Genomic DNA, 25172 nt, shown 5'->3' on the forward strand with positions numbered 1-25172 from the left:
ATGGACGACTTAACCCTGCGTTATTACGACGCTGAAATGCGCTATCTGCTTGAAGCCGGAGAGGAATTTGCTCGAGCCCATCCGGATCGTGCAGCAATGTTAAACCTCGATAAAGCGGGGCCGTGCGATCCATTTGTCGAGCGCCTGTTTGAAGGTTTTGCCTTTATGATGGGTCGGCTGCGCGAGAAGCTTGATGATGACTTGCCGGAGCTGACCGAGGGGCTGGTGAGCCTGCTGTGGCCGCACTATCTGCGGACCATTCCGTCGATGTCGGTGGTCGAGCTCGCGCCGGACTGGCGCGAGATGAAAGAGCCGATGCGCATCGGCAAAGGTTTTGAAGTGCTTTCTCGCCCGATAGGTGAAAAAGGCACACGCTGTCGCTATACCACCACCCAGGACATTCACCTCCAGCCGCTGTCGTTGGAGAAGGCGACGCTTACCACCGATCCGGACGGACGCTCGGTGATTCGCCTGCGTTTTAACTGCAGTCAACTCGCCGACTGGAGCCGCCTCGAGCTCAGCTCTATTCCGCTGTACTTCAACGCAGATGCACCGCTGGCCTGCGCCATGCATGAAGCCTTTACCCTGAATGTGTCCCGCTTATGGCTGCGCCTTCCGGGCGAGGTGGACAGAAGGCCGCTCGACGGGCATTTCACCGCTCAGGGATTTGGCGACGACGACACCTTGTGGCCAAAGGGCAACAGCAGTTTTAGCGGCTATCAGCTGCTGCTGGAGTACTTCACCTTCCGGGAGAAATTCATGTTCACGGGGCTGCGTGGGCTGGAGAGCGTCACCTTTCCGGCAGAGCTTCCGTGGTTTGACATCGACGTGGTGCTGGGCGAGCGCTGGGAGCACGACTTTAGCTTCACGGAAAAGCATCTGCGGCTTAACTGTGTGCCGGTGATTAATCTCTTCCCGCTGGAGTCTGACCCGCTAACGCTCAATTCCCTGCAGACGGAATACATGCTGCGTCCGATGCGCGTGCAGGATGGCCACACCGAGATTTACGCCGTGGATTCGGTGATGTCATCCAGCCAGCATGCCTATGTGCCTTTTTCCAGCTTCCGCCACAAAGGCGGGATGATGCGCCACGATGCCCCGGAGTATTACTACCATACCCGCGTGCGCCGTGGGCCTTCCGGCCTGCACAACACCTGGCTCATCCTCGGCGGTGAAGCCTTTGACCATCACACCGTGCCGGAAAAGGAGAGCCTCTCGCTGACACTTATCGGGACTAACGGCCTGCTGCCCCGTCGTGCATTGCAAAGCACGGTGCTGGATAGGGTAGTAAAAACCACCTCAGCCAGTATTGCCGTACGTAATCTCTGCGCCCCGACGCTGCCGTGTTATCCCCCGGCAGAGGATCGCTTTCACTGGCGCGTGCTGAGCCATCTCGGCAGCGGATTTCTGTCAATGATGGACAGCGCCGAGGTCCTTCGCGGCACGCTGGCGTTGTACGAATGGACGCACAGCGAAATGAACCGCCGCCGTCTGGACGCCATTCTTGAGGTGAAACACAGCGAGACGGAGCGTTTTGAACAGGGGTATCTGGTGCGTGGCGTGCAGATTGACGTCACGCTCGATAGCCACGGTTTTGCCGGGCGAGGCGATATCTGTCTGTTTGGTGAAATGCTGAGCCGTTTCTTTGCGCTGTACACCGATATTTACCTCTTTAACCGTCTGACTATCATCCTGCAACCCACTGGAGAGCGCCTTGAATGGGAAGAGAAGCACAATCGCCGCATTCCCGGCTGACCCCACGGCTGGAAGCTGACCTTCACCGCATTAACTTTTATCGCTTTTGCCAACTGTTAGAAAAACGCCAGCCCAACGCCCCCCTGATTGGCGCTACCCGGCATCCGTCAGACGACCCGGTGCGCTTTTGCCCGCATCCGGGTATGGGCTTTCCGGCAAGCGAACTGAAAGCGGTTGAATATGATGATGACGATCCGCGCAAGCCGCCGGTTATTCGCACCACCTTTATGGGCCTGTACGGGGTCGATTCGCCGCTGCCGACCGCGTATCTGGATGACATTACCCAACGTCGGGAAGGGCACGAGGCGCTGCAGGGGTTTCTTGATATTTTCAGCCACCGCATCCTGACCCAGTTTTATCGTATCTGGCGTAAGTACTCTTATCCGGCCACTTTTGAACCCGGTGGCACGGATGTCCTGTCGCAGTCGCTGCTGGGGTTGGTCGGCCTGGGGATCCCGGGAACGGCAGACCACATTGGCACGCCGGTCTCGCGCTTTCTGGCGGTGGCTGGGGTGTTGCGTCAGCCCGGTAAAACCCAGGAGGGCATGCAGTCCCTGGTGAGCCTGCTGGCCCCGGCGACCCGGGTAAGGGTTAGCCCATACTGCCTGCGCCCGGTGGCGGTCAGCCAGCCGCTGGGGTTTTATGGCGATGAGGACGTCCTGCTCGACGGGAACTCGCCGCTGGGGGATGAGATGATGGATGCCAACAGCCAGCTGCTGATTACGCTGGCAACGGATAACGAGCATGAAGCCCAGGGCTGGAAGCCGGATGGCCTGCTGTATCAGGATTTTCTGGTGATGCTGCGGGTATATCTGGGCTGGCGATTCAAGGCAAAAATTCAGCTAACGGTCAGCACCCGCCTGTTGACCGTCCCCCCGTTGGGCGAAGGATCGTTCTGGCTTGGCCTGAATGGCGTGCTGGGGGCCGAGAAGGATCACCATCCGCACGATATCCCGCCGAGCTTTACCACGGAACTCGGTTACTACCGTGGCTTGCAGCCCACCACACCACAACAAGGAAATCGACGTGTTACCTATCAGTTTAACTAAAACTCCCCGCTGGCTGCTTCCGCTGCTGGCGTTCAGCCTGACGGCATGCGGCCTGACGCAGAGCGTGACGGACGGCACCAAATCGGCATTAACCTCGGTTTTTTATAAGAAGGTAAACGTCTTACACCTGGATTTTACCGCGCGTGAGGCGCTTAACACCGACGCCCGGGAGAGCAATTCCCTCTCTGAGCCGATGGTGGTGCGCGTTTATCAGCTGAAAGACCGCAAGACGTTCGACAAAACGGTCTATCAGCAGCTGCTGAAAGAGGGTGACAGCGTATTAAAAGAAGATCTGTTGGCCCGTCGGGACGTGGTGATCAAACCGGGTGGCGATGCCAGTCTCGATATGCCCATGGAGACTGACGCGCAGTTCGTGGCGGTGACCGGGCTGTTTCGTCATCCGGACAGCGAGCAAAACAGCTGGCGGCTGGTGTTGTCGCGTGAAGAACTGGATCCTGATAAGCCACGCATTATCGAGGCCGGAAATAACCACCTGACGTTACACGCGTTAAAGGATAACTGATGCCGCAGGGACATAACGCGCCATCGCTCTATGAAATACTGGCGGGCAACTTTACTGGCGGGCTTGAGCTTACCCGCGTCAGCGAGCAGAACCAGGTGATTCTGTCCGTACTCGACAATATGCAGCGGATCCTCAACTGCCGCGCAGGGACGCTGGCACATCTGCCGGATTATGGTTTGCCAGACATGACCAAAATTTTGCAGGGCATGCCGGGCACCGCTCATCAGCTGATGAGCACCTTCTCATCGGTGTTGCTGAAATATGAGCCGCGGCTGAAAAGTATCAGCGTGGTATTGCTTGAACAGCTGCAGCCAGGCGAACTGCGCTACGCCATTGATGCTGAGCTGAAAGGTCTGGGTCTTGTGCGCTATGGCACCGAATTTATGCCGGAGGGCCGCGTCCTGTTACGCCATCTGAAGCAACAGCAATTTCTCGACCCTCACTCTCAAACTTAAGCGACCTTAACGGAGGTGACAGAAATGGGATCCTTGAACAATCCTGACATGCTCAAAACCGGTGGTGACCCGCGTGCATTGCCGGATTATATCGCTCTGCACCATGAGCTGGCGAAGCTTTCGCATCCCGCGCGCCCGGACGTTGACTGGAAACGCGTTGAACAGCTGAGTTTGTCGCTGTTTCGCCAGAATGGCGTTGAGCTGCAGACAGCGTGTGGGTATGCGCTGGCGCGCACGCGTCTTTCGGGCATAACGGGTCTTAACGAAGGACTGGCAATTCTGGAAGCTTTGCTGATGCATCAGTGGCAGGGACTCTGGCCGCAAGCCGTTCCTGTTCGGGTCGCGCTACTGAGAACGCTCAGTACACGCCTGCAGCAGATGTTGCGTACCTTAACCCTGGCGTATTCCGACCAGGACTCACTTCACCAGACCGAACAGTACCTGAGTCGCATGGGCCAGGTGCTGCAGCGTCTGGAACTTGAGCCGTTAACCCAGTTTAATACCCTGCTGACAATGCTGCGCAACGCAGCGGCCAGGGTGAAGAATGACGAGAGTGTCACCGGGAGGGAGAGTCAAACAGCGCAGGAGATCGCATTGCCTGCCGGACCTGCTATGCCACCGGAACCCCAAAAATGGGTTTACGTCGCTCAGCCAGCATCAGAGGGGGTAACGCCACGGGCAGCAGCGGCAAAACCATGGCGAGCATTTGCGGCGGGGATGTGCACTATGTTGCTGATAAGTGGTGTGCTGGCCTGGAGCTGGCAGTCTGCTCACAAACCTGGTCCCGACCTTCAGGGGCAACAGCAGCTTAATGCTGCCGCCATTACGACAGAAAACCTCAACGGCTGGCATCATGGCATGGTCCGGCTGCAGCAGCTGGCCGATCGGTTGAATGCGCTGGATGAGAAACGGGGTCATTACATCACGGTCAGTGAACTAAAGTCTGCAACATTCGACATGCTGACCCATTTTCGCCAGGCGGAACCGACAGAGGAGCGGCTGCGTAAGATCCAGCTTCTACCGGATAATTCAGCTGCCAGGCAGCAGCAGGTTTATCAAACAGAACAGTATCTGCGCGCACAAATGGCGGTGCTGATGCAGGAAAAAGCGAGAACGGCTGCAGCAAACTAACGCGATAGTCTCAACCCAACGCCTGAATCGCCTTCTCCAGCGCCACGCGCAGCAGATGCCTGTCGTGGCGATACTTAATGTCGCTCGCCTCAAGCGGCTCCTGCACCACCACCCGGCCTTCCAGCCCGGTCACGTCATCTTTGGGTCCTACCACCACCGCATCAATAATCTTTTTACCCACATACTGCTCCATCAGCGCCAGCTTGGCCGGCAGCGACATGCTGGCGGCGGCCGGACTGAGCTCGCGGCCCAGATTGCCAATATATACCACAGGCGCAGGCGTGCGCCGCAGGGCCTGGGCCATCTCTTTAATGAGCAGCAAGGGCATCAGGCTGGTGTAAAAACTGCCCGGGCCAATCAGGATGAGATCCGCTTCGCTAATCGCCTCTACCGCTTCACGGGTGGCAGGGACGGCAGGGTAGAGCATCAGCTCTTTTGGCGGGACCACCAACTGATCGATATTTACTTCGCCATAGACTTCATGGTCGTTGATGTCGATCGCCATCAAATCGACCGGATGTTCGGACATTGGGATCAGGAATGCATCCACTTTGAGTAAGTTTCGAATTAAATTGATGGCTTCCAGAGGCCGCACGCTGAGGTGATCCAGCGCCTTTAACATCAGGTTTCCGAGGTTATGCCCAGAAAGTTCGCCGTTACCGCCAAAACGATACTCAAACATTGCCGATGCGACGCTTGGTTCAGCGATAAGCTGGTTCAGACAGTTGCGCATATCCCCCCAGGCGATCCCGCCTTCGGAGCGACGAATACGCCCGGTGGAGCCACCGTTATCGGTAGTGGTGACGATCCCGGTGAGCTGCGAACCCAGTGAAGACAACGATGACATCACCCGGCCCAGTCCGTGCCCTCCGCCGAGAGCGACCACGCGATCAAGATCCGCAAAAGTGCGATTGCGCATAGAAATTCCTTAGTATGACGAACGTATTAACAGTAACTCAACTACCCCTAAAAGACGATGCTCCAGACGGGCCAAAATGACTTATATCAATGCAAAAATTCGCTAAATACGTATTCTGATTCGAAAATGCACGATCAGGTCGTTATATTCAAAATTATATAGCGAAAGCCGAAGATAGCGAAACCCACATCAACAGGCTACTATCGTCATAACCACGTTTTCTTAATCGAAAACATACACTCTAGCCTTCGCGCCTGTGTCGACAGATATGGCGTGCTGGCCGTGGCGGTATCGCCACCAGGGTACAGGAAGAAATGACTGTGCCTCCCGTATCAGGAAAGGTGTACATGGCTTCACAACTTACCGACGCATTCGCACGTCAGTTTTTTTACCTGCGTTTGTCGATTACCGACGTGTGCAATTTCCGTTGCACCTACTGTCTGCCGGATGGCTACAAGCCGGGCGGCGTCACCAATAATGGCTTTCTCTCCGTGGCCGAAGTGCGCCGCATTACGCGCGCGTTTGCCGCCATGGGGACCGAGAAGGTCCGTCTCACGGGCGGCGAACCCTCGCTGCGCCGTGACTTCATCGACATCGTTGCGGCTATCCGTGAAAACGACGCCATTCGTCAGATTGCGGTGACCACCAACGGTTACCGTCTGGCGCGTGATGTGGCCCAGTGGCGCGATGCAGGGCTCACCGCCCTCAACGTCAGCGTCGACAGCCTGGATGCCCGTCAGTTTCACGCCATCACCGGACAGGATAAATTCCATCAGGTGATGGAGGGGATCGATGCCGCCTTTGCGGCGGGCTTCGACAAGGTGAAAGTCAACACCGTGCTGATGCGTGATGTGAACCATCATCAGCTGGACACCTTCCTGGCGTGGATCAAACCGCGCCGCATTCAACTGCGCTTTATCGAGCTGATGGAAACCGGCGAGGGCAACGATCTGTTCTCCCGCCATCACATCTCCGGCATGGTGCTGCGCGATGAACTGCTCAAACGCGGCTGGATCCATCAGCTTCGCCAGCGCAGCGACGGCCCGGCGCAGGTCTTTTGTCACCCGGATTACGAAGGGGAAATCGGCCTGATCATGCCGTATGAAAAAGACTTCTGCGCCAGCTGTAATCGCCTGCGCGTCTCATCGGTGGGCAAGTTGCACCTGTGCCTGTTTGGCGATGGTGGCGTCGATCTGCGCGATCTGCTGGCGGAAGATGCCCAGCAGCAGGCGCTCGAAGCGCGTATTTCAGACGCGCTGATGCACAAAAAACAGACCCACTTCCTGCATCAGGGCAACACCGGGATCACCCAGAACCTGTCATACATTGGCGGGTAATCGCTACAAGGAATTCGAAGATGAGTCAGGTAAGCGCAGAATTTATCCCGACGCGTATTGCTATTCTTACCGTTTCTGAACGCCGTGGCGAAGAGGATGACACCTCCGGCCACTGGCTGCGCGAGGCGGCGCACGACGCCGGGCATCAGATTGTCGACAAAGTGATTGTCAAAGAGAACCGCTACGCCATCCGCGCTGAAGTCTCACGCTGGGTAGCCAGCGACAACGTGCAGGTGGTGCTGGTCACCGGCGGCACCGGCTTTACCGCAGGCGATCAGGCCCCGGAGGCGCTGCTGCCGCTGTTCGATCGCGAGGTCGAAGGCTTTGGCGAAATGTTCCGCATGCTCTCGTTCGAAGAGATTGGCACCTCGACGCTGCAGTCGCGTGCGGTGGCCGGTATCGCCAACAAGACGCTGATTTTTGCGATGCCGGGCTCGACCAAAGCCTGCCGTACCGCGTGGGAAAATATCATTGCCCCGCAGCTCGATGCCCGCACCCGTCCGTGTAATTTTTATCCTCATTTGAAGAAGTAAAACATGTCGCAACTTACCCACATTAACGCCGCTGGCGAAGCCCATATGGTGGATGTCTCCGGCAAGGCCGAGACGGTGCGTGAAGCGCGCGCCGAAGCGTTCGTCACTATGCTGCCCGAGACGCTGGCCATGATCGTTGACGGTAGCCACCATAAAGGCGACGTCTTCGCCACCGCGCGGATCGCCGGGATTCAGGCCGCAAAACGCACCTGGGAGCTGATCCCGCTGTGCCATCCGCTGATGCTCAGCAAAGTGGAAGTCAACCTGCTGGCAGAGCCGGAGCATAGCCGCGTGCGTATCGAATCATTATGCCGCCTGACCGGAAAAACCGGGGTGGAGATGGAAGCCTTAACCGCCGCGTCGGTGGCGGCGTTAACCATCTACGACATGTGCAAAGCGGTCCAGAAAGATATGGTGATTGGCCCGGTTCGCCTGCTGGCGAAAAGCGGCGGTAAATCGGGTGATTTCAGGGCGGAACGTCATGATTAAAGTTCTGTTTTTTGCGCAGGTCCGCGAGCTGGTCAATACCGACAGCCTGACGCTGGACATTCCCGTCGACAACGTAGAAGCGCTGCGCGCGCACCTGGCGGCGCAAAGCGATCGCTGGGCACTGGCGCTGGACGCGGGCAAACTGCTGGCGGCGGTGAACCAGACGCTGGTGGACTTTAGCCATCCGCTCACCGCAGGCGATGAAGTGGCATTCTTCCCACCGGTGACCGGAGGCTAAGATGGCAGAGACAAAAATTGTTGTCGACGCGATGCGTTTTAGCGTTGGCACCGAATACAACTGGCTGGCCGAACGTGACGAAGACGGGGCGGTGGTTACCTTTACCGGCAAAGTGCGTAACCATAACCTCGGGGACAGCGTGAGCGCCCTGACGCTGGAACACTATCCGGGGATGACTGAAAAAGCGCTGGCGGAGATCGTCGAGCAGGCGCGCGAGCGCTGGCCGCTCGGCCGGGTGACGGTGATCCACCGCATCGGCGAAATGTGGCCTGGCGAAGAGATTGTCTTTGTGGGCGTCACCAGCGTGCATCGCGGCAGCGCGTTTGCGGCGGGGGAGTTCATCATGGATTACCTGAAAACCCGCGCCCCGTTCTGGAAGCGCGAAGCCACCCCGGAAGGGGATCGTTGGGTTGAGTCCCGCGACAGCGACAAAGAGGCGGCCAGCCGCTGGTAGCCGGTTTGCCGGGATGTGTTAGGCTTTAATTGAGTGTCCACTTAAACAGGAGTGAGTTATGGACCGTTTTCCGCGTTCCGATTCTATCGTCCAGCAGACCCGCAGCGGGCTGCAAACCTACATGGCGCAGGTCTATGGCTGGATGACCTGCGGGTTGCTGTTAACCGCGTTTATCGCCTGGTATGCGGCCAACACGCCCGCGGTGATGATGTTTGTCTTCTCCAGCAAAATTACCTTTTTTGGGCTGATTATCGCTCAGCTGGCGCTGGTGTTTGTGCTCTCCGGGCTGGTGCATAAGCTCAGCGCGGGAATGGCGACCACGCTGTTTATGCTCTATTCGGCGCTCACGGGCCTGACGCTCTCCAGCATTTTTATCGTCTACACCTACTCCTCCATCGCCAGCACCTTCGTGGTGGCCGGCGGGATGTTTGGTGCCATGAGCCTGTACGGCTACACCACTAAACGCGACCTGAGCGGGTTGGGCAATATGCTGTTTATGGCGCTGATAGGCATCGTGCTGGCGTCATTAGTGAACTTCTGGCTAAAAAGCGAAGCGCTGATGTGGGCAGTGACCTATATCGGGGTCATCGTCTTTGTAGGCCTGACGGCCTATGACACCCAGAAGCTCAAAAACATCGGCGAGCAGATTGACGTGCGTGACAGCTCGATGCTGCGCAAATACTCCATCCTCGGGGCGTTAACCCTCTATCTGGACTTCATCAACCTGTTCCTGATGCTGCTGCGTATTTTCGGCAACCGTCGCTAACCGCCGCATCATTTTGGTTATCAATAAGACAGGCCTGTTTTCAGGCCTGTCTTTTTTTAGCGCGAGAAGGACGAAACAGTTTTGTCAGCGCCATTCCCTGCGCGGCGATGGCCAGACAGAACGAACCGGCGAAAAAAAATGGCGATAGTTAAGCCGTTCAGCCCCAAGAAAGGCATCAAAAACCATGTTTATTGGCAGTAAGCAAATTAATGTAATTGAAGTTAATTTTCCTTTATGTCGCATGATGGCGATTTCCTGATCCTGTAAAAATATAACACACGTCTGAATACCCCTTTATGGGTGGATTTGGGTGCTGCCTGGTAGTTATCTTTTGGCGCAAACATATCCCACTCTAAAATAAAGGGTGGTATCGTCGCCTTTCAGTTCGCTATTGTAACTGAATCGGTAGGGTGTATTACGGCAAGTAATTAAACAATCGCTCGCGATATATTAAACAATGGCGCGTATACAATATCCGACGCGGGGCGTACAATCTGAATTCATCTCACTGCCGGGTCAGGTCATGTTCAAGCATATTCAGGATATGGCGCTTTTTGCGCTACTGGTAAAAAAGGGTTCATTTACCAGAACAGCCGCAGAATGGGGAATGACAAAATCCAGGATCAGCCAGTGAGTCAGCTGCCTGGAAGAGGAGCTGAATGCCAGCGCGCGCGGCGCGGAAACGATGCAGAAACTGCATCTTTGCGATTTTGCCAGATACATTGTGAAGCCCTTTATTGAGAGCGGACAGCTACAGGTGATTCTCCCAGACTGATCGGTTCAACAAATCGAGCTTTGGATGATTTACCAAAGTAAGAACAACAATCCCGTAATCCTTCATGATTATATTAACTTTGTTGTTAAGTATAATATTATCGAAAGCTGTATATGATATTCTGCTAGTCCTTAATAGTCATATGAATCAAACATAAGCTGTTATTCACTGGCAGCTTTCTGGCATACATCGAAAAAATGAATACGAAAATGGTTTTAAAAGAGAAGGCCGCATTAATCAATGCCGAGAAGTGCAAAATGGATAAGTTGTGGAATATTTATGCGATGGCATTAATTAAGAAGATAACCGCCAGTGAGCGTTTATATCATCATCAGATTGTGCCATATCAAAAAGACCGCTTGCTGGTGCGCGTATTCGGTAGTGTACATATCAATATTATCCGCTGCGGGACGTTCGGCTCAATTAATATCGACTATCTGGTGGAATCCGCCGAGCTGGGTGCTATCGAGGTGCCTTCATCACGCCTGCACCAGAATGGAATGTTGGATGATGATATTGTCCTCGCGGAAAGTGAACAGGTTTTTGACCATTACCTGAACAAACTCAACCTTATCTATAACCACATCCTGCAATTTTCTGCCAGGGCCGGGCAGGAATGATCGTCAGGCCCGAGCAGGGCTGGCTGTGCAAACTGTTCTCATGGCGCGGCTCAATCATGCGCAAAATCACCCGGCAGATGTGTTTCTTTGTGTTGTTAAACATCGCCTATCTCTATTTTTTGCCGCTGCTGCATCTGCACGGTCTGGTGGCAAAAGAGAGCTCGGTCTATTTTATTGGTATCACCATTTCGATTTCGGTGTTTCTGGGGTTTCGCAACAATACCGCCTGGCTTCGTTTGTGCACCAGAATTTCAGGCACTATCTGGATAAAATGAGCGCCATTCAGGGCGGTTGCGAACGCATCAGCAACACGCCGATCCCCTTCGCGTACTCGCTGCTGCTGCACCGGACGGTGGGAATTTTTTGCGCCATTTATCCACTGCTGCTGATTAACAACTTTGGGTACTGACGCTGTTGTTCTCGGTATTCACCACCTACGCGCTACTGGCGTTGGATGCGATTGCCACCGAGCTGGAAGATCCTTTCGGTATTGAAGATAACGATCTGCCGCTCAACGCGATTTGCAACACGCTGGAGATCGACTTACGCGAGATGGTCAAAGACAGCCGCCTGCCGGAAAGAATGCTACCGGATAAAAATTTTCGTCTGCTGTGACGCATGAGGGGGCTTGCGCCCCCGTTAAGCGCTATTTATCCATCGCCTGTTCGTTTTTCGCCCGCAGCTTTTTCGCCCGACTTTCAAGGATCAGGTAGCAGACGGTGGCCAGCGCCAGCGGTAAGAAGTAGTACAGCATGCGGTAGGCCAGCAGGGCGGCGATGATCGTCCCGTGGGAGACATGCTCCCCGGCCAGCAGGGCGATAAACACCGCCTCCAGCACGCCGATCCCCGCCGGGATATGCATAATCACCCCGGCAATACTGCTCACCAGCAGCACGCCGAGCACGAAGAAGTAGTTCACGTCCTCGCCCATCAGCAGCCAGATAATCGCCCCCATCGCCATCCAGTTGGCGGCGGAAATCCCCATCTGCGCCAGCGCAAAGCGCCAGGACGGGAGCACCAGCTTCTGCCCTTTGATGGTCATATGACGTCGCTTCGCAAACGCGCAGGCCCACAGATAGAAGCTGATCATCAGCAGCAGCACGATGCCGATAATGCGCAGCGTCATCTGATCGATGTACCAGTGGTCCGGCAGCTGCACCACGCCTGCGGTAAAAATCACCCCACCCAGCAGAATATAGCCCAGCCAGTTGGTGGTGATGCTGAGGGAGAAGATGCGGGTGATGGTGGCGCTGGGCAGGCCCAGACGCGAGTAAAGGCGATAGCGCATGCCGATGCCGCCCACCCAGGTGCTGAGGGTCAGGTTAAAGGCGTAGCAGATAAACGACACCAGCATTACCTGACGCTTGGCCAGCTTATGGCCGCAGTAGATCCGCCCCAGCAGATCGTAACAGCCATAGATCAGGAAGCTCACCACCACCAGCGCCACCGCGCTCAGCAGCGACACCCGGTCATAGTTACGAATGACCTTCCAGACCTCTTCCCAGTCGACCTTCTGCGCATACACCACCAGCAGCACCGCCACGGCGATAAAAAACAGCCAGGTGAGGATTTTTTTTGCCAGACGCCAGCGCGAATTTTTTTTCGTCATCAGGGTTTTGCCCCCGTGTCGCTTGCTTCAACGCGATCCTGGGTCTCAATGGAAGGCTGCACCGGCGGCGGCACCTGAGACAGTTCAGGGGTGTGCGCGGGCAACCAGCCCACCAGCGCCGGGAAATGGCGTAAAAAGTGGAACGCCAGCACGCTTTTGCTCAGGTTCCACCAGGTGCGTTTCGGCACCATCGACTCATCCACGCGCACGCAGTCTTTGGCAATGATGGCGGACAGATTCTCGCGCAGGGTGTGGTTAAACTGGCGATCGTGAATGATCAGGTTAGCCTCCAGATTCAGCGACAGGCTGAGGGGATCAAGGTTGCTGGAACCGACGGTCACCCAGTGATCGTCCATCAGCGCCACCTTGCCGTGCAGCGGACGGCGGCGGTATTCGAAGATCTGAACCCCACCCTTCACCAGATAGTGATACAGCAGGCGCGCGCCCACGGTCACAATCGGCATATCCGGCTCACCCTGCACGATAAGCTTCACCCGCACCCCGCGCCGGGCCGCATTGCGCATGGCGTGCAGCAGACGATAGCCCGGGAAGAAGTAGGCGTTGGCGATGATCACTTCGCGCCTGGCGTTGGTTAGCATCTTCAGATAGTGCTTCTCAATGTCATCCCGGTGCTCCTCATTATCGCGCCAGACAAACAGCGCCTGCGCCTCACCGGGCTTCACATTCTCTTCCGCGCGATGACGGCGCTTCCACCAGCGGCGGCCTGCGACTTTGCCGGGCAGATTTTCCAGCACGTACTGCAAAATATCCTGCACCACCGGGCCTTCGACCTGCACCGCATAATCCTGCTTGGCCTCCGGGCCATAGTCAGACATATGTTCATCGGAGTAGTTAATGCCGCCGACAAAGGCAGTCTTGTCATCCACCACCACGATTTTGCGATGCATCCGGCGGAACACGTTAGTGCGCAAGCCAAACAGGGGAGGGCGCGGATCGTAGTAGCGGAATACCACCCCTGCCGACGTCAGCTCGCCGACAAAGTTATCGTCAAGGTCGGGAGAGCCGTAGCCGTCGAGCAGTACCTCAACATGCACGCCGCGTTGGGCCGCACGTAGAACGGCGTCGTGCAGCTTGCGGCCTACACCGTCGTCAAACCAGATAAAGGTTTCGAGGAGGATGCGGTTCTGGGCTTTATTGATGGCGGCAAACACCGCCGGATAATAGCTATCGCCATTTTCCAGCAGCGCGATCCGGTTCCCACTTCGCCATGAACATTTCATAGGTGAATCTCCGCACTCAGTGGCGCATGGTCGGAAAGATGGCGCCAGTTGCGCAGCGCCAGCGCGGTCGGGCTACTGGCATGGGCATTTTTGACATAGATCCTGTCGAGGCGCAGCAGCGGGAAGTTCACCGGAAAAGTACGCGCCGGTCTGCCGTGCGCGCGGGTGAAGATCTCATCCAGCCCGGCCTGTGTTTTCAACGGATGGTTGGCGCGCTGACGCCAGTCGTTAAAATCACCGGCCACCACCACCGGATCGCCCTCGGGCAGGGCATTGACCCATTCGGCCATCATCTGCAGCTGCGCCTTGCGGTGGGCTTCACGCAGGCCAAGGTGAACGGAGGCGACGTGCAGCGCACCTCCCTTTTCCGGCAGCGCAATCCGGCAGTACAGCAGGCCGCGCTTTTCGCTCTCGCCTACCGAAACATCGTGGTTTTCATAATGCTCGATGGGGTAGCGGGAGAGGATCGCGTTGCCGTGATGCCCTTCGGGATAGACCGCGTTGCGCCCGTAGGCATAGTCGCTCCACATGGTGTCGGCGAGAAATTCATAGTGGCTGGTATCCGGCCAGTTTTCCACGTGCAGCGGGTGCACTTCATGCGCGCCCATCACCTCCTGCAGGCAGACAATATCGGCGCTGACGGTACGTACCGCATCGCGTAATTCGGGCAAAATAAAGCGGCGGTTAAAAGCCGTAAATCCTTTATGGATATTAATCGTCAATACTTTCAACGAAAAATGGCGCGCTTGTGGGCTCATATATTCCTTCCGGCATCACTATCCTGATGAAAATAAAGTGTAGTCGGCGTCACAAAAAGGTGCTGTGTTACGGAATTTTCCGTAAAGTGCGATAGTCTGAACAAGCAGACAAAGATCCTTCAGGAGAGTACCCATGAAATGGCAACAACGCATACGTGTCGCGACCGGCCTCAGTTGCTGGCAGATTATGTTGCATTTGCTGGTTGTCGCCGTTGTGGTGATGGCATGGATGAGCGGGGCGCTGGTGCGCGTCGGCTTAGGATTATGTGTCCTGTACGGTGTCACCGTATTAATGATGCTTTTTTTACAGCGCCATCACGATCCGCGCTGGCGTGAAGTGGCGGACGTGCTTGAAGAGCTCACCACCACGTGGTATTTCGGCGCGGCAGTCATCGTGCTGTGGCTGCTGTCACGCGTGCTGCAAAACAACCTGCTGCTGGCCCTCGCGGGGCTGGCTATCCTTGCAGGGCCAGCGGTTGTTTCCCTGGTAGCGAAAGAGAAAAAGCTACGCGATATTCCGCCTGAACATCGCGTACGCCACTGAGCCCGTCACGGCCGCTATCACCAGTAGCGGCCACAAACTCCCCCACACAATATCCAGACTCGCATCCTTCAGGTAGATTTGCTTGGTGATATCGGTAAAGTGCCGGATCGGGTTGACCCAGGTTAAATTCTGCAGCCACACCGGCATATTCTCGACCGGCGAAACATACCCCGAGAGCAAAATCGCCGGCATCATAAAGACAAACACCCCGATAAACGCCTGCTGCTGGGTCGAGCACAGTGCCGAAATCAGCAGGCCAAATCCCACCAGCGACAGCCCGTAAATCACCATCGTGAAATAGAACAACGCCAGCGAACCAGCAAACGGAATGTGATAGGCCCAGATGCCGATCGCCAGCACGATAGTGGCCTGAAAGGTTGCAACAATCAGCGCCGGAACCGCTTTGCCGACAAAAATTTGCCACGTCGCCAGCGGCGAGACCAGCAGCTGATCCAGGGTGCCCTGCTCGCGCTCGCGGGCCACCGACAGCGAAGTGACGATCATCACCCCGATGGTGGTGATCATGGCGATCAGCGACGGCACCACAAACCATTTGTAATCGAGGTTCGGGTTATACCAGTTGCGCACCACCAGCTCGCTGTTGTTCGGTTTCGGTTTGCCCTCCATCAGCTCCTGCTGATAATCCTTCACCACCTGCTGCAGATAGTTGGCGGCAATCTGGGCGCTGTTAGAGTTACGCCCGTCAAGGATCAGCTGCAATGGGGCGGTTTCAAACCGGTCCAGGTTGCGTGAGAAATCTGCCGGGAAGCGCACCAGCAACAATGCCTTTTGCGTGTCGATGGTCGGCTGGATCGCCTGCGGGCTGTTCAGCACCAGCACGTGGGTAAAAGCCTTCGCCCGGGCAAAGCGCTGGGTCAGCTCCACCGAATGCTTACCGTTATCTTCGTTGTAGACGGCGATGGTGGCGTTGGTCACCTCCAGCGTCGCCGCCCACGGGAACAGCAGCACCTGGATCAGCACCGGCAGCACCAGAATCGCGCGGGTTTGCGGTTCGCGCAGCAGGGACTGCAGCTCTTTACGAATCAAGGTCCATAAGCGATAAAACATCGTTGCTCCTTAATCCAGCCGCCGTTTGGTTTTCATCCACGTCAGCCCGATAAACATCACCGCCGAGGCGATTAAAAACAGCAGATTGACGATCAGCACCACCGGGATATTGCCCGCCAGAAACAGGCTTTGCAGGGTACTGACAAAATAGCGTGCCGGAATAATGTAGGTCACCGCGCGGATCGCGGCGGGCATACTGTCGATCTGGAAAATAAACCCGGACAGCATAATCGACGGCAGAAAGGCAGCGTTCAGCGCCACCTGGGCGGCATTAAACTGGTTGCGGGTGACGGTGGAAATCAACAGTCCCATCCCCAGCGTGCTGAGCAAAAACAGGCTGGTGATGACAAACAGCACCAGCAGCGAGCCGCGATAGGGCACCCCAAGGATAAAGACTGCGACCAGCATGCACAGCAGCATCGCCAGCATCCCGAGGAAGTAGTAGGGGATAAGCTTACACAGCAGCAGCTCGGTACGCGTCACTTCGGTGGAGAGCAGCGCCTCCATGGTGCCGCGCTCCCACTCGCGGGCGATCACCAGCGAGGTCAAAATCGCGCCGATCACCGTCATGATAATGGTCACCGCGCCGGGGATAATAAAGTGCTGGCTGATGGCCGCCGGGTTAAACCAGTAGCGGGTCTGGACGTCGATCAGCGGTTCGAATTTCTCGCCGCGATCTTCGGCCCGCTGCATCTGCCACAGCTGCCAGATCCCCTCGGTGTAGCCCTGCACAAAGTTGGCCGTGTTGGGCTCGCTGCCGTCGGTGATCACCTGGATGGGGGCGGTTTCATTTGGGCGCGCCATCTGGGCGGCGAAATCTACCGGGATAACAATCAGGCCGCGAATGCGCCCGGCCTGCATCATCTGGATCAACTGCTGGCGATCGTCGCTGATGGTGGCGTCAATATACGGCGAACCGGTCATAGCGTGGGTAAAGTCCAGCGCCTCTTCGCTGCGCTGTTCCAGCAGAATGCCGACCCGCAGCTTGCTGGAGTCGAGGTTAATGCCGTAGCCAAAAATGAACAGCAGCAAGAGCGGGATCACCACCGCAATCAGCCAGCTGCTCGGATCGCGCACAATCTGGCGCGTCTCTTTAATGCACAGGGCGCGCACCCGGCGCCAGGAGAGGGCGCTACTGGACATGACCATGCTCCTTATCCCAGTCGTTAATCAGGGTAATAAACGCCTGCTCCATGGTCGGGTCGGCCTGGCTTTCGTCCGCCGCCTGGGCTTTCAGATCGTCCGGGGTGCCGTGGGCAATCAGCTTGCCGCGATAGACCAGCCCAATCCGGTCGCAATATTCCGCCTCATCCATAAAGTGGGTGGTGACCATCACCGTCACCCCTTTTTCCACCATGCTGTTGATATGCAGCCAGAATTCGCGGCGGGTGAGGGGATCGACCCCGGAAGTGGGCTCATCGAGAAACAGAATATCCGGCTCATGCATCAGGGAGCAGGCCAGCGCCAGCCGCTGCTTGAAGCCGAGCGGCAGTTCATCGGTGGCGTGGCTGGCGATGCTGCGCAGGCCAAAGGCCTCACTCATACGATCGATCTTTTCGTTCTGCGCCCGCCCACGCAGGCCGTACACGCCGGAGAAAAAGCGCAGGTTCTGCTCGACGGTCAGGTTGCCGTAGAGAGAAAACTTTTGCGCCATATAGCCCAGATGCTGCCGCGCCTTGCCAGAACTGACTTTTAAATCCATATCCAGCACCAGCGCTTTGCCGGAGGTCGGTACCAGCAGGCCACACATCATCTTAAAGGTGGTGGATTTGCCCGCGCCGTTGGGGCCCAGGAGGCCGAAAATTTCCCCGCGCTTCACCGCGAAGTTGACGTCGTCGGTGGCGGCAAAATCGCCAAACTTTTTGGTCAGCGATTTAGCTTCGATCACCGTTTCGCCAGGCGTCCCATCAACAGTATGCAGGATCGCCCCGAGGGGGGATTCCGCGGTGCCCGCCCCGCCCAGCAGGTCGATAAACGCATCTTCAAAGCGCGGGGCGGTATCGTCGAGGGTCAGCTCCGACAGGCCCGCACCCTGGCGGATATCCTCGGCGCTGGCCCCTTTTTTAACGATCACCCGCACCGATTTGCCCTGGATCATCCCGTCGCTGACCTCGGGTAGCTTGAGCACCCGCTGCAGCAGGCGGCGGTTATTCTCCTGCGGCGTGTGCAGCAGCAGGCTGCGCCCGGTCATGCTGTGGGTCAGGGCGGTTGGATCGCCCTGATACAGCAGCTCTCCCTCGTTCATCAGCAGCACGTCCCGGCACTGTTCGGCCTCGTCGAGATACGACGTGCTCCAGAGGATCAGCATCCCGTCGCCCGCCAGCTCATGCACCATCTGCCACAGCTCCCGACGCGAGATCGGGTCAACGCCGACGCCGGGTTCATCCAGCAGCAATACCTGCGGTTCGCCCACCAGCGTGCAGGCCAGCCCCAGCTTCTGCTTCATCCCACCGGAGAGTTTGCCCGCCAGGCGGCCGGTAAAGGGCCCGAGCGCGGTGAACTCCAGCAGGCGCTGGAAGGTTTTCTCCCGCACCTCGCCGGTGACGCTGCGCAGATCGGCGTACAGGGTCAGGTTCTCCATCACCGTCAGATCTTCGTATAAGCCGAACTTCTGAGGCATGTACCCCAGCATGGCGTGCAGGGCGCGATCGTCCTTGATGGGATCGAGTCCCAGCACGCTGGCCGTGCCCTCATCGGGCTTCAGCAGCCCGGCGAGCATGCGCATCAGGGTGGTTTTCCCGGCACCGTCCGGGCCGACCAGCCCGGTGACGTAGCCTTTATGCAGCGTGCAGTTGAGCGGTGCGACGGCGGGTTTGTCCATCCCGGCAAAGCGTTTGACCAGCCCCGAGAGCTGGATTACCGCGTCATTCATGGCGTTGTCCATTATCGAAGCTGACGGTCACCGGCATCCCCTGACGCAGGGCGTCGTCGGCATCGTTGACGATAATGCGCAGGCGATAAACCAGATCGGTGCGCAGATCCGGGGTTTCGACCGTTTTAGGCGTGAATTCGGCCGTCGGTGAGACAAACCCGATCTTGCCGTGGTACGGCTTATCCGGGCGTCCGTCGGTATAGAGCAACACTTCGCGCCCCGGCTTCGCATCGCCAAGACTGGTTTCATCAATATAGGCACGCACCCAGACCGGGCGGGTCAGGGAGAGGGTCAGCACCGTGCTACCCGCGCTTAACATGCTGCCCGGCTCCACGGCGCGGGTCATCAGCGTGCCGTTAGCCGGGGCCACCAGGGTGGTGTCGTGCAGGTCGAGCTGGGCCTGCGCCAGCTGGGCCTGAGCCTGTTCGAGGCTGGCTTTCGCCTGGGCGATATCCTGCTCACGGTTGCCGGAGCGGTACTGGCGCAATTTATCCTGCGCCGATTTCAGGCTCGCCAGGGCCTGATCCCGTGAGGAGCGGGCGTTTTCCAGATCGTTGGCCGACACGGTGCGGCTTTTCCACAACCCCTGCTGGCGGGCGAAGAAGTTCTGCGCGTAGTCATACGCGGCCTGCGCCTGTTTGACGGCGGCGGCGGCCTGAGCCACCTCTTCGTCACGGTAGCCTGCCTGCATTAAATCGTACTGCGCCTGGGCCACGGACACCCCGGCCTGCGCCTGCAGGAGCGCATTCTGGTACGGGGCTTTATCCAGCTCGCCCAGCGTCTGGCCGGCGGCAATCGCATCCCCTTCATCGACGGCTAACGAGGCCAGTCGCCCGCCGACGCGGAAGCTCATGTTTAGGGTGCGAATATCAACGTTACCGTACAGGGTCAGCGGTTTATCCTGCTGACTGTGATACCACCACCAGCCGCCGCATCCGGCGGCCAGCAAAACCACCACTGCCAGAACAATGACTACAGGTTTTTTCATGACTCCAGGCTCCTTAGCGTTAAACCTTGCAGGATCAGATCGACGTGGCAGGTAATGACCTGACCAATTTGCGCGGCTTTATCCTCATCAAATTCCGTCCAACCGGTGCGTAACAAAATCGTCTCGCGGCCCAGGCGAAACGCCAGCACTTCACCCAGCAGCGCATGAGTATGCAAAATGGTCTGCGTATCGCTGGCATCACGTCCGGTATAGGCCGCCACCAGCCGGGTCAGATGGGTGTGCATCGGGGCGATAACCTGATCGTGTACCAGCTGGTAGGCAGCGGAAGGCGAGAGCTGCTCGCGTGAGATAAACTTACTCAGGTTCAGCGTATCGTCGTGGGTGAGCAGCTGAATCATGTTGTGGCAGGCATTCAGGATCAGCTGACGGATAGCCGCACGATCCGGCCTAGGGGCAACCAGCAGTTCGGAGGCCGCCTCCACGTGAGGGCGAAAGTTCGTGCCGATAAAATCGGCGATCCACTGGGCGCAGGCGAGGTACAGATCCTCTTTCGAGCCAAAGTAGTAGGTGATGGCGGCGATATTCTGCCCGGCCTGGGCGGCGATATCTCGCGTGGTGGCATGCATACCGTACTCGCCAAACTGCGCCAGTGCGGCGGCAATTAGCTGGCTTTTAGCCTGCTCGCCTTTAATGGTGGTCGGGACTGGATTCATCACTGCTCACAGAGTTAATCAATCGATTGATTAATATTATGTCGGATTTGAGATAAGTCCAGCCAGCCGGAGAAATATTTCGCTGATGAATCGCTGCGGGATATTTTATGCGCCATGTCACAAAAGCTGCTACACTCCGCTGCTTCGCGACACTGTGGTTTTTGTCCTCTTTTTTGTCATTATCTCCCTGAAAACTACACCTGAAACGGTCGGGGCGGTTCGGAGTTGTTATGTCTTTTGATACCCTTGGCCTGAACCCGGAAATTCTACGTGCTGTAGAAGAACAGGGCTACCGCGAACCTACCCCTATTCAGCAGCAGGCGATCCCTGCCGTACTGGCGGGCCGTGACCTGATGGCGAGCGCCCAGACCGGTACCGGTAAAACGGCGGGCTTTACCCTGCCGCTGCTGCAACGTCTGATTGAGAATGAACCGCATGCGAAGGGCCGTCGCCCGGTGCGCGCCTTGATCCTGACCCCAACCCGTGAACTGGCCGCCCAGGTGGGTGAGAACGTGCGTGAGTACAGCCGCTATCTCAACATCCGCTCACTGGTGGTATTCGGTGGGGTGAGCATTAACCCACAGATGATGAAACTGCGCAGCGGCGTTGACGTGCTGGTCGCCACCCCGGGCCGTCTGCTCGACCTGGAACATCAGAACGCCGTCAAGCTCGACAGCGTTGAAATCCTGGTGCTCGACGAAGCCGACCGCATGCTCGACATGGGCTTTATTCATGATATTCGCCGCGTGCTGGCTAAGCTGCCTGCGCGTCGCCAGAACCTGCTGTTCTCTGCGACCTTCTCTGACGAAATCAAACAGCTCGCGTCAAAACTGCTGCACAACCCGCTGGAAGTGGAAGTGGCGCGTCGCAACACCGCCTCTGAGCAGGTGACCCAGCATGTTCACATGGTGGATAAAAAGCGTAAGCGCGAGCTACTGTCCCAGATGATCGGCGAAGGCAACTGGCAGCAGGTGCTGGTCTTTACCCGCACCAAACACGGGGCGAACCACCTTGCAGAACAGCTGAACAAAGACGGGATCCGCAGCGCGGCGATCCACGGTAACAAAAGCCAGGGCGCCCGTACCCGCGCGCTGGCGGAATTCAAGTCCGGCGACATCCGCGTGCTGGTGGCAACCGACATCGCTGCCCGTGGTCTGGACATCGAAGAGCTGCCGCACGTGGTTAACTACGAGCTGCCGAACGTGCCGGAAGATTACGTGCACCGTATCGGTCGTACCGGTCGTGCAGCCGCAACCGGTGAAGCCCTGTCGCTGGTCTGCGTGGATGAAATCAAACTGCTGCGTGACATCGAACGCCTGCTGAAAAAAGAAGTTCCGCGTATCGCTATCGAAGGCTACGAGGTGGATCCGTCCATCAAAGCTGAGCCCATTCAGAACGGTCGCCAGGGTGGCGGTCGTGGACAGGGCGGTGGACGCGGGCAGGGCGGCGGTGGCCGTGGTCAACAGCAGCCGCGCCGTACTGATGGTCGTTCCGAAGGCGGCGCACCGAAGGCGGCCAGCAAGCCACCGCGTCGTGATGGCGATGCCAAACCGGCAGGCGAACAGCAGCGTCGACGCCGTCCGCGCAAACCTGCTAGCGCGCAGTAATCTGGAAGCCCGGTCGTAAAGCCGGGCTTTTCTTTTTGCGGCCCGCCAGAGAAAGTGCCACAATAGTGGCTGTTTATACAGTATTTCAGGTTCATCATGGCTTTAACCGCCGCGCTGAAAGCGCAAATTGCCGCCTGGTATAAGGCGCTACAACAGCAGATCCCCGATTTTATCCCCCGCGCACCGCAACGGCAGATGATTGCCGATGTGGCGAAAACGCTCGCCGGGGACGAGGGCAGGCATCTGGCAATTGAGGCGCCGACCGGCGTCGGTAAAACCCTCTCCTACCTGATCCCCGGCATCGCTATCGCCCGGGAAGAACAAAAAACGCTGGTGGTGAGCACCGCCAACGTCGCCCTGCAGGATCAGATCTACAGTAAAGACCTGCCCCTGCTGCGCAAGATTATCCCCGACCTGCGCTTTACTGCCGCCTTTGGCCGCGGGCGCTATGTCTGCCCGCGCAATCTGGCGGCGCTTGCCAGCAGCGAACCCACCCAGCAGGATCTGCTGGCGTTCCTCGATGACGATCTCACGCCGAATAACAAAGCCGAGCAGGAGCTGTGCGCCCGGCTGAAGCTTGATCTCGACGGTTATAAATGGGACGGTCTGCGCGATCATACCGATAAGGCCATTGCGGACGACCTGTGGCGCCGACTCAGCACCGACAAGGCCAGCTGCCTGAACCGCAACTGCCACTACTACCGGGAGTGCCCGTTCTTTGTCGCCCGCCGCGAGATCCAGGAAGCCGAAGTGGTGGTCGCAAACCACGCGCTGGTGATGGCGGCGATGGAGAGCGAAGCGGTTCTGCCAGACCCGAAAAACCTCCTGCTGGTGCTGGACGAAGGCCACCATCTGCCGGACGTCGCCCGCGACGCGCTGGAGATGAGCGCCGAAATCACGGCCCCGTGGTTTCGCCTGCAGCTCGATCTGTTCTGCAAGCTGGTCGCCACCTGCATGGATCAGTTCCGGCCCAAAACGATACCGCCGCTGTCTGTCCCGGAGCGGCTGAGCGAGCACTGCGAAACGATATACGGACATATCGCCTCGCTGAATAACATCCTCGACCTCTATCTTCCGCCCGGTCAGGAAGCGGAACACCGTTTTGAGATGGGCGCGCTGCCGGATGAGATCATGACCCTTTGCCGCGAGCTGGCCCAGCTTATCGAAAAGCTGCGCGGGCTGGCGGAGCTGTTCTTAAACGATCTCAGTGAAAAAACCGGCACCCACGACGTGGTGCGTGTACACCGGGTGCTGCTGCAGATGAACCGCGCGCTGGGCATGTTCGAGGGGCAGAGCAAGCTCTGGCGGCTGGCGTCAATGGCTCAGGCATCCGGTGCGCCGGTCACCAAGTGGGCGACGCGGGAAGTGAGGGAGGGGCAGGTGCACCTTTTCTTCCACTGCGCGGGCATTCGCGTCAGCGATCAGCTGGAGAAGCTGCTCTGGCGCAGCGTGCCGCATGTGGTGGTCACCTCCGCCACGCTGCGCTCGTTGAACAGCTTTTCGCGCCTGCAGGAGATGAGCGGCCTGAAAGAGAAAGCCGGGGATCGCTTTGTGGCCCTCGACTCGCCGTTTAACCACTGCGAGCAAGGCAAGCTGGTGATCCCGCGCATGCAGTATGAGCCGCTGATTGATAACGAAGAGCAGCATCTTGCCGAGATGGCGGCCTACTTCCGCGAACAGCTGGAAAGCAAAAAGTACCCCGGCATGCTGGTGCTGTTCGCCAGCGCCCGGGCGATGAATCTGTTTTTAACCTTCGTGACCGATCTGCGTCTGCTCCTGCTGGTACAGGGGGATCAACCCCGCTACCGACTGGTGGAGCTGCACCGTAAACGGATAGACAGCGGGGAGCGCAGCGTGCTGGTGGGGCTCCAGTCGTTTGCCGAAGGGCTGGATCTGAAGGGCGATTACCTCACCCAGGTGCACATTCACAAGATTGCCTTCCCGCCCATCGACAGCCCGGTGGTGCTCACCGAGGGGGAGTGGCTGAAAAGCCTCAACCGCTTCCCGTTCGAAGTGCAGAGCCTGCCGGCGGCGTCGTTTAACCTTATCCAGCAGGTCGGGCGTCTGATCCGTAGCCATAGCTGCTGGGGTGAAGTGGTGATCTACGATAAGCGCCTGCTGACAAAAAACTACGGCAAGCGTCTGCTGAATGCGCTGCCGGTGTTTCCCATCGACCAGCCAGAAGTGCCCGAGGTAAAAAAACGCCCGACTAAATCCACCGCCGGGCGTAAAAAAAGCATCCATGCTAAGAGGCGCGGTCCTACTGGTAAGTGAACGTAAACTGCACCACGCTTGAAAATTCGCCCGCGCTGACCGGGGTATGCGAGGCGTAATAGCGTGCCGCCATCGGGAAGTCGGCGGTGTGGCTGACCGGGTCGATCACCGCGTTAAAGCGCGATTCTGGTGCCAGAATGATCGAGTCGTTGCGGTCGGCCAGTTCCAGCGCCAGCCCTTTTGCCGTGCCGGTGTTGGCGAACTTGAACGGGTGGGTCGTGTCGCGCTCCCCCTCAAGCTGGATGGTGGCCAGGGTCAGGCTTCGCGGGCATCTGGAGAGGGTGATATCAAAATTCTTCCACGTCCCGGTATCCCCCACCCTCTTAAAATCACTGGCCACCGCCTGGCCGAGATCCACCACCTTGTTCTGGCTGGTGCTATCCACCTGGCAGGCGATGTCGTAAATATTGCCTTTGATGCTGAGCATCACGTCGGTGGCCGGAGCGGACAGGCTGGTCAGTAGCAGGATCAAGGCTACATATTTCATCGGGGA

The 25172-nt window shown here is 57.6% G+C and carries 26 protein-coding genes, 1 pseudogene and 1 riboswitch; of the genes and pseudogenes, 17 read left to right on the forward strand and 10 right to left on the reverse strand.

Translation table 11 applies throughout. From position 1 onward, the window contains the following. The 5 genes from tssF to M8014_RS05635 are packed head-to-tail and all read left to right on the forward strand — an operon-like array spanning nt 1 to nt 4913. Nucleotides 1–1755: a type VI secretion system baseplate subunit TssF gene (gene tssF / locus M8014_RS05615; protein ID WP_271281548.1), complete on the forward strand. Its 1755-nt coding sequence runs from the start codon at nt 1–3 to the stop codon at nt 1753–1755. Continuing rightward, nucleotides 1719–2804 carry a type VI secretion system baseplate subunit TssG gene (tssG, locus tag M8014_RS05620; protein ID WP_271281549.1) on the forward strand — a complete coding sequence of 362 codons (1086 nt, stop codon included), beginning with the start codon at nt 1719–1721 and terminating at the stop codon, nt 2802–2804. The genes tssF and tssG overlap by 37 nt, the downstream gene beginning before the upstream one ends. Then, complete coding sequence (gene tssJ / locus M8014_RS05625) at nt 2782–3327, forward strand: type VI secretion system lipoprotein TssJ (RefSeq protein ID WP_271281550.1); 546 nt, start codon at nt 2782–2784, stop codon at nt 3325–3327. The genes tssG and tssJ overlap by 23 nt, the downstream gene beginning before the upstream one ends. After that, nucleotides 3327–3782, forward strand: a complete 456-nt coding sequence (tssE, locus tag M8014_RS05630; protein WP_271281551.1) for a type VI secretion system baseplate subunit TssE — start codon at nt 3327–3329, stop codon at nt 3780–3782. Before tssJ ends, tssE begins: the two co-directional genes overlap by 1 nt. Nucleotides 3783–3806: 24 nt before the next feature. Beyond that, entirely contained in the window at nt 3807–4913 is a 1107-nt protein-coding gene (locus tag M8014_RS05635) for a VasL domain-containing protein (RefSeq protein ID WP_271281552.1), read from the forward strand. Between the two features lie 10 nt (nt 4914–4923). On the opposite strand, the gene yvcK is transcribed toward M8014_RS05635, so the two are convergent. Next, nucleotides 4924–5832: a uridine diphosphate-N-acetylglucosamine-binding protein YvcK gene (yvcK, locus tag M8014_RS05640; RefSeq protein ID WP_271281553.1), complete on the reverse strand. Its 909-nt coding sequence runs from the start codon at nt 5830–5832 to the stop codon at nt 4924–4926. A 225-nt stretch (nt 5833–6057) separates the two neighbouring features. Next, nucleotides 6058–6192: riboswitch (molybdenum cofactor riboswitch) on the forward strand. Between yvcK and moaA the strand changes: the two genes are divergently transcribed. The 9 genes and pseudogenes from moaA to M8014_RS22795 all read left to right on the forward strand — a co-directional run bounded on the left by moaA (nt 6180) and on the right by M8014_RS22795 (nt 11659). Continuing rightward, entirely contained in the window at nt 6180–7169 is a 990-nt protein-coding gene (moaA, locus tag M8014_RS05645) for a GTP 3',8-cyclase MoaA (protein WP_271281554.1), read from the forward strand. (Overlaps the previous riboswitch by 13 nt.) Nucleotides 7170–7189: 20 nt before the next feature. Continuing rightward, nucleotides 7190–7702: a molybdenum cofactor biosynthesis protein B gene (moaB, locus tag M8014_RS05650; RefSeq protein WP_271281555.1), complete on the forward strand. Its 513-nt coding sequence runs from the start codon at nt 7190–7192 to the stop codon at nt 7700–7702. A 3-nt stretch (nt 7703–7705) separates the two neighbouring features. Then, nucleotides 7706–8191, forward strand: coding sequence for a cyclic pyranopterin monophosphate synthase MoaC (gene moaC, locus M8014_RS05655; protein WP_271281556.1), 486 nt, complete (start codon nt 7706–7708; stop codon nt 8189–8191). Further along, entirely contained in the window at nt 8184–8429 is a 246-nt protein-coding gene (gene moaD, locus M8014_RS05660) for a molybdopterin synthase sulfur carrier subunit (RefSeq protein ID WP_271281557.1), read from the forward strand. The genes moaC and moaD overlap by 8 nt, the downstream gene beginning before the upstream one ends. Nucleotide 8430: 1 nt before the next feature. Continuing rightward, entirely contained in the window at nt 8431–8883 is a 453-nt protein-coding gene (gene moaE / locus M8014_RS05665; RefSeq protein ID WP_271281558.1) for a molybdopterin synthase catalytic subunit MoaE, read from the forward strand. A 58-nt stretch (nt 8884–8941) separates the two neighbouring features. Continuing rightward, entirely contained in the window at nt 8942–9649 is a 708-nt protein-coding gene (locus M8014_RS05670; protein ID WP_271281559.1) for a Bax inhibitor-1/YccA family protein, read from the forward strand. A 984-nt stretch (nt 9650–10633) separates the two neighbouring features. Then, nucleotides 10634–11044, forward strand: coding sequence for a hypothetical protein (locus M8014_RS05675; protein WP_271281560.1), 411 nt, complete (start codon nt 10634–10636; stop codon nt 11042–11044). Beyond that, the gene (locus M8014_RS05680; RefSeq protein WP_271281561.1) at nt 11041–11319 is read left to right on the forward strand and encodes a bestrophin family protein; all 279 of its coding nucleotides are present in this window, start codon (nt 11041–11043) and stop codon (nt 11317–11319) included. The genes M8014_RS05675 and M8014_RS05680 overlap by 4 nt, the downstream gene beginning before the upstream one ends. Beyond that, a pseudogene (locus M8014_RS22795) lies at nt 11316–11659 on the forward strand (bestrophin family protein). The gene M8014_RS05680 and the pseudogene M8014_RS22795 overlap by 4 nt, the downstream one beginning before the upstream one ends. 31 nt (nt 11660–11690) lie before the next feature. On the opposite strand, the gene M8014_RS05695 reads toward M8014_RS22795, so the two are convergent. Genes M8014_RS05695 through M8014_RS05705 form a run of 3 tightly spaced genes read right to left on the reverse strand, consistent with a single transcriptional unit; the run spans nt 11691 to nt 14652 of the window. Then, nucleotides 11691–12653 carry a lysylphosphatidylglycerol synthase domain-containing protein gene (locus tag M8014_RS05695; RefSeq protein ID WP_271281564.1) on the reverse strand — a complete coding sequence of 321 codons (963 nt, stop codon included), beginning with the start codon at nt 12651–12653 and terminating at the stop codon, nt 11691–11693. Then, entirely contained in the window at nt 12653–13894 is a 1242-nt protein-coding gene (gene clsB / locus M8014_RS05700; protein WP_271281565.1) for a cardiolipin synthase ClsB, read from the reverse strand. The genes M8014_RS05695 and clsB overlap by 1 nt, the downstream gene beginning before the upstream one ends. Beyond that, a complete protein-coding gene (locus M8014_RS05705; RefSeq protein WP_271281566.1) occupies nt 13891–14652 on the reverse strand; it encodes an endonuclease/exonuclease/phosphatase family protein in 762 nt (253 codons plus the stop codon). The genes clsB and M8014_RS05705 overlap by 4 nt, the downstream gene beginning before the upstream one ends. A 133-nt stretch (nt 14653–14785) precedes the next feature. Here M8014_RS05705 and M8014_RS05710 point away from each other — a divergent pair, with 133 nt between their 5' ends. Beyond that, nucleotides 14786–15196, forward strand: a complete 411-nt coding sequence (locus tag M8014_RS05710; RefSeq protein WP_271281567.1) for a YbhQ family protein — start codon at nt 14786–14788, stop codon at nt 15194–15196. Here M8014_RS05710 and M8014_RS05715 read toward each other — a convergent pair. The 5 genes from M8014_RS05715 to cecR are packed head-to-tail and all read right to left on the reverse strand — an operon-like array spanning nt 15158 to nt 20798. After that, nucleotides 15158–16264 carry an ABC transporter permease gene (locus M8014_RS05715; protein WP_271281568.1) on the reverse strand — a complete coding sequence of 369 codons (1107 nt, stop codon included), beginning with the start codon at nt 16262–16264 and terminating at the stop codon, nt 15158–15160. The genes M8014_RS05710 and M8014_RS05715 overlap by 39 nt on opposite strands. A 9-nt stretch (nt 16265–16273) precedes the next feature. After that, complete coding sequence (locus M8014_RS05720) at nt 16274–17407, reverse strand: ABC transporter permease (RefSeq protein WP_271281569.1); 1134 nt, start codon at nt 17405–17407, stop codon at nt 16274–16276. Further along, on the reverse strand, nt 17397–19136 hold the full coding sequence (locus M8014_RS05725) for an ATP-binding cassette domain-containing protein (protein ID WP_271281570.1): 1740 nt from the start codon (nt 19134–19136) through the stop codon (nt 17397–17399). The genes M8014_RS05720 and M8014_RS05725 overlap by 11 nt, the downstream gene beginning before the upstream one ends. Beyond that, the gene (hlyD, locus tag M8014_RS05730; RefSeq protein ID WP_271281571.1) at nt 19129–20124 is read right to left on the reverse strand and encodes a secretion protein HlyD; all 996 of its coding nucleotides are present in this window, start codon (nt 20122–20124) and stop codon (nt 19129–19131) included. The genes M8014_RS05725 and hlyD overlap by 8 nt, the downstream gene beginning before the upstream one ends. Beyond that, complete coding sequence (cecR, locus tag M8014_RS05735; RefSeq protein WP_271281572.1) at nt 20121–20798, reverse strand: transcriptional regulator CecR; 678 nt, start codon at nt 20796–20798, stop codon at nt 20121–20123. Before cecR ends, hlyD begins: the two co-directional genes overlap by 4 nt. A 230-nt stretch (nt 20799–21028) precedes the next feature. Here cecR and rhlE point away from each other — a divergent pair, with 230 nt between their 5' ends. Together rhlE and dinG are read left to right on the forward strand one after the other, a co-directional pair. Further along, the gene (gene rhlE, locus M8014_RS05740) at nt 21029–22405 is read left to right on the forward strand and encodes an ATP-dependent RNA helicase RhlE (protein ID WP_271281573.1); all 1377 of its coding nucleotides are present in this window, start codon (nt 21029–21031) and stop codon (nt 22403–22405) included. 96 nt (nt 22406–22501) lie between these two features. Continuing rightward, nucleotides 22502–24679 (forward strand): ATP-dependent DNA helicase DinG, encoded by a 2178-nt coding sequence (dinG, locus tag M8014_RS05745; protein WP_271281574.1) that lies wholly within the window; start codon nt 22502–22504, stop codon nt 24677–24679. On the opposite strand, the gene M8014_RS05750 is transcribed toward dinG, so the two are convergent. Continuing rightward, nucleotides 24666–25166, reverse strand: coding sequence for a fimbrial protein (locus M8014_RS05750; RefSeq protein WP_271281575.1), 501 nt, complete (start codon nt 25164–25166; stop codon nt 24666–24668). The genes dinG and M8014_RS05750 overlap by 14 nt on opposite strands. Nucleotides 25167–25172: the final 6 nt, after the last annotated feature.

Source organism: Silvania hatchlandensis, from assembly GCF_025564065.1.
Taxonomy (GTDB): domain Bacteria; phylum Pseudomonadota; class Gammaproteobacteria; order Enterobacterales; family Enterobacteriaceae; genus Enterobacter; species Enterobacter hatchlandensis.

Coding starts and splice junctions, on each gene's coding strand:
- hlyD (WP_271281571.1), bottom strand. CDS start 20,124: ATGAAAAAACCTGTAGTCATTGTTCTGGCAGTGGTGGTTTTGCTGGCC.
- M8014_RS05725 (WP_271281570.1), bottom strand. CDS start 19,136: ATGAATGACGCGGTAATCCAGCTCTCGGGGCTGGTCAAACGCTTTGCC.
- M8014_RS05680 (WP_271281561.1), top strand. CDS start 11,041: ATGATCGTCAGGCCCGAGCAGGGCTGGCTGTGCAAACTGTTCTCATGG.
- M8014_RS05710 (WP_271281567.1), top strand. CDS start 14,786: ATGAAATGGCAACAACGCATACGTGTCGCGACCGGCCTCAGTTGCTGG.
- M8014_RS05675 (WP_271281560.1), top strand. CDS start 10,634: ATGGTTTTAAAAGAGAAGGCCGCATTAATCAATGCCGAGAAGTGCAAA.
- tssE (WP_271281551.1), top strand. CDS start 3,327: ATGCCGCAGGGACATAACGCGCCATCGCTCTATGAAATACTGGCGGGC.
- rhlE (WP_271281573.1), top strand. CDS start 21,029: ATGTCTTTTGATACCCTTGGCCTGAACCCGGAAATTCTACGTGCTGTA.
- moaC (WP_271281556.1), top strand. CDS start 7,706: ATGTCGCAACTTACCCACATTAACGCCGCTGGCGAAGCCCATATGGTG.
- tssG (WP_271281549.1), top strand. CDS start 1,719: ATGGGAAGAGAAGCACAATCGCCGCATTCCCGGCTGACCCCACGGCTG.
- M8014_RS05695 (WP_271281564.1), bottom strand. CDS start 12,653: ATGACGAAAAAAAATTCGCGCTGGCGTCTGGCAAAAAAAATCCTCACC.
- moaA (WP_271281554.1), top strand. CDS start 6,180: ATGGCTTCACAACTTACCGACGCATTCGCACGTCAGTTTTTTTACCTG.
- clsB (WP_271281565.1), bottom strand. CDS start 13,894: ATGAAATGTTCATGGCGAAGTGGGAACCGGATCGCGCTGCTGGAAAAT.
- tssF (WP_271281548.1), top strand. CDS start 1: ATGGACGACTTAACCCTGCGTTATTACGACGCTGAAATGCGCTATCTG.
- M8014_RS05720 (WP_271281569.1), bottom strand. CDS start 17,407: ATGTCCAGTAGCGCCCTCTCCTGGCGCCGGGTGCGCGCCCTGTGCATT.
- M8014_RS05705 (WP_271281566.1), bottom strand. CDS start 14,652: ATGAGCCCACAAGCGCGCCATTTTTCGTTGAAAGTATTGACGATTAAT.
- M8014_RS05635 (WP_271281552.1), top strand. CDS start 3,807: ATGGGATCCTTGAACAATCCTGACATGCTCAAAACCGGTGGTGACCCG.
- M8014_RS05750 (WP_271281575.1), bottom strand. CDS start 25,166: ATGAAATATGTAGCCTTGATCCTGCTACTGACCAGCCTGTCCGCTCCG.
- M8014_RS05715 (WP_271281568.1), bottom strand. CDS start 16,264: ATGTTTTATCGCTTATGGACCTTGATTCGTAAAGAGCTGCAGTCCCTG.
- M8014_RS05670 (WP_271281559.1), top strand. CDS start 8,942: ATGGACCGTTTTCCGCGTTCCGATTCTATCGTCCAGCAGACCCGCAGC.
- moaD (WP_271281557.1), top strand. CDS start 8,184: ATGATTAAAGTTCTGTTTTTTGCGCAGGTCCGCGAGCTGGTCAATACC.
- moaB (WP_271281555.1), top strand. CDS start 7,190: ATGAGTCAGGTAAGCGCAGAATTTATCCCGACGCGTATTGCTATTCTT.
- moaE (WP_271281558.1), top strand. CDS start 8,431: ATGGCAGAGACAAAAATTGTTGTCGACGCGATGCGTTTTAGCGTTGGC.
- yvcK (WP_271281553.1), bottom strand. CDS start 5,832: ATGCGCAATCGCACTTTTGCGGATCTTGATCGCGTGGTCGCTCTCGGC.
- dinG (WP_271281574.1), top strand. CDS start 22,502: ATGGCTTTAACCGCCGCGCTGAAAGCGCAAATTGCCGCCTGGTATAAG.
- cecR (WP_271281572.1), bottom strand. CDS start 20,798: ATGAATCCAGTCCCGACCACCATTAAAGGCGAGCAGGCTAAAAGCCAG.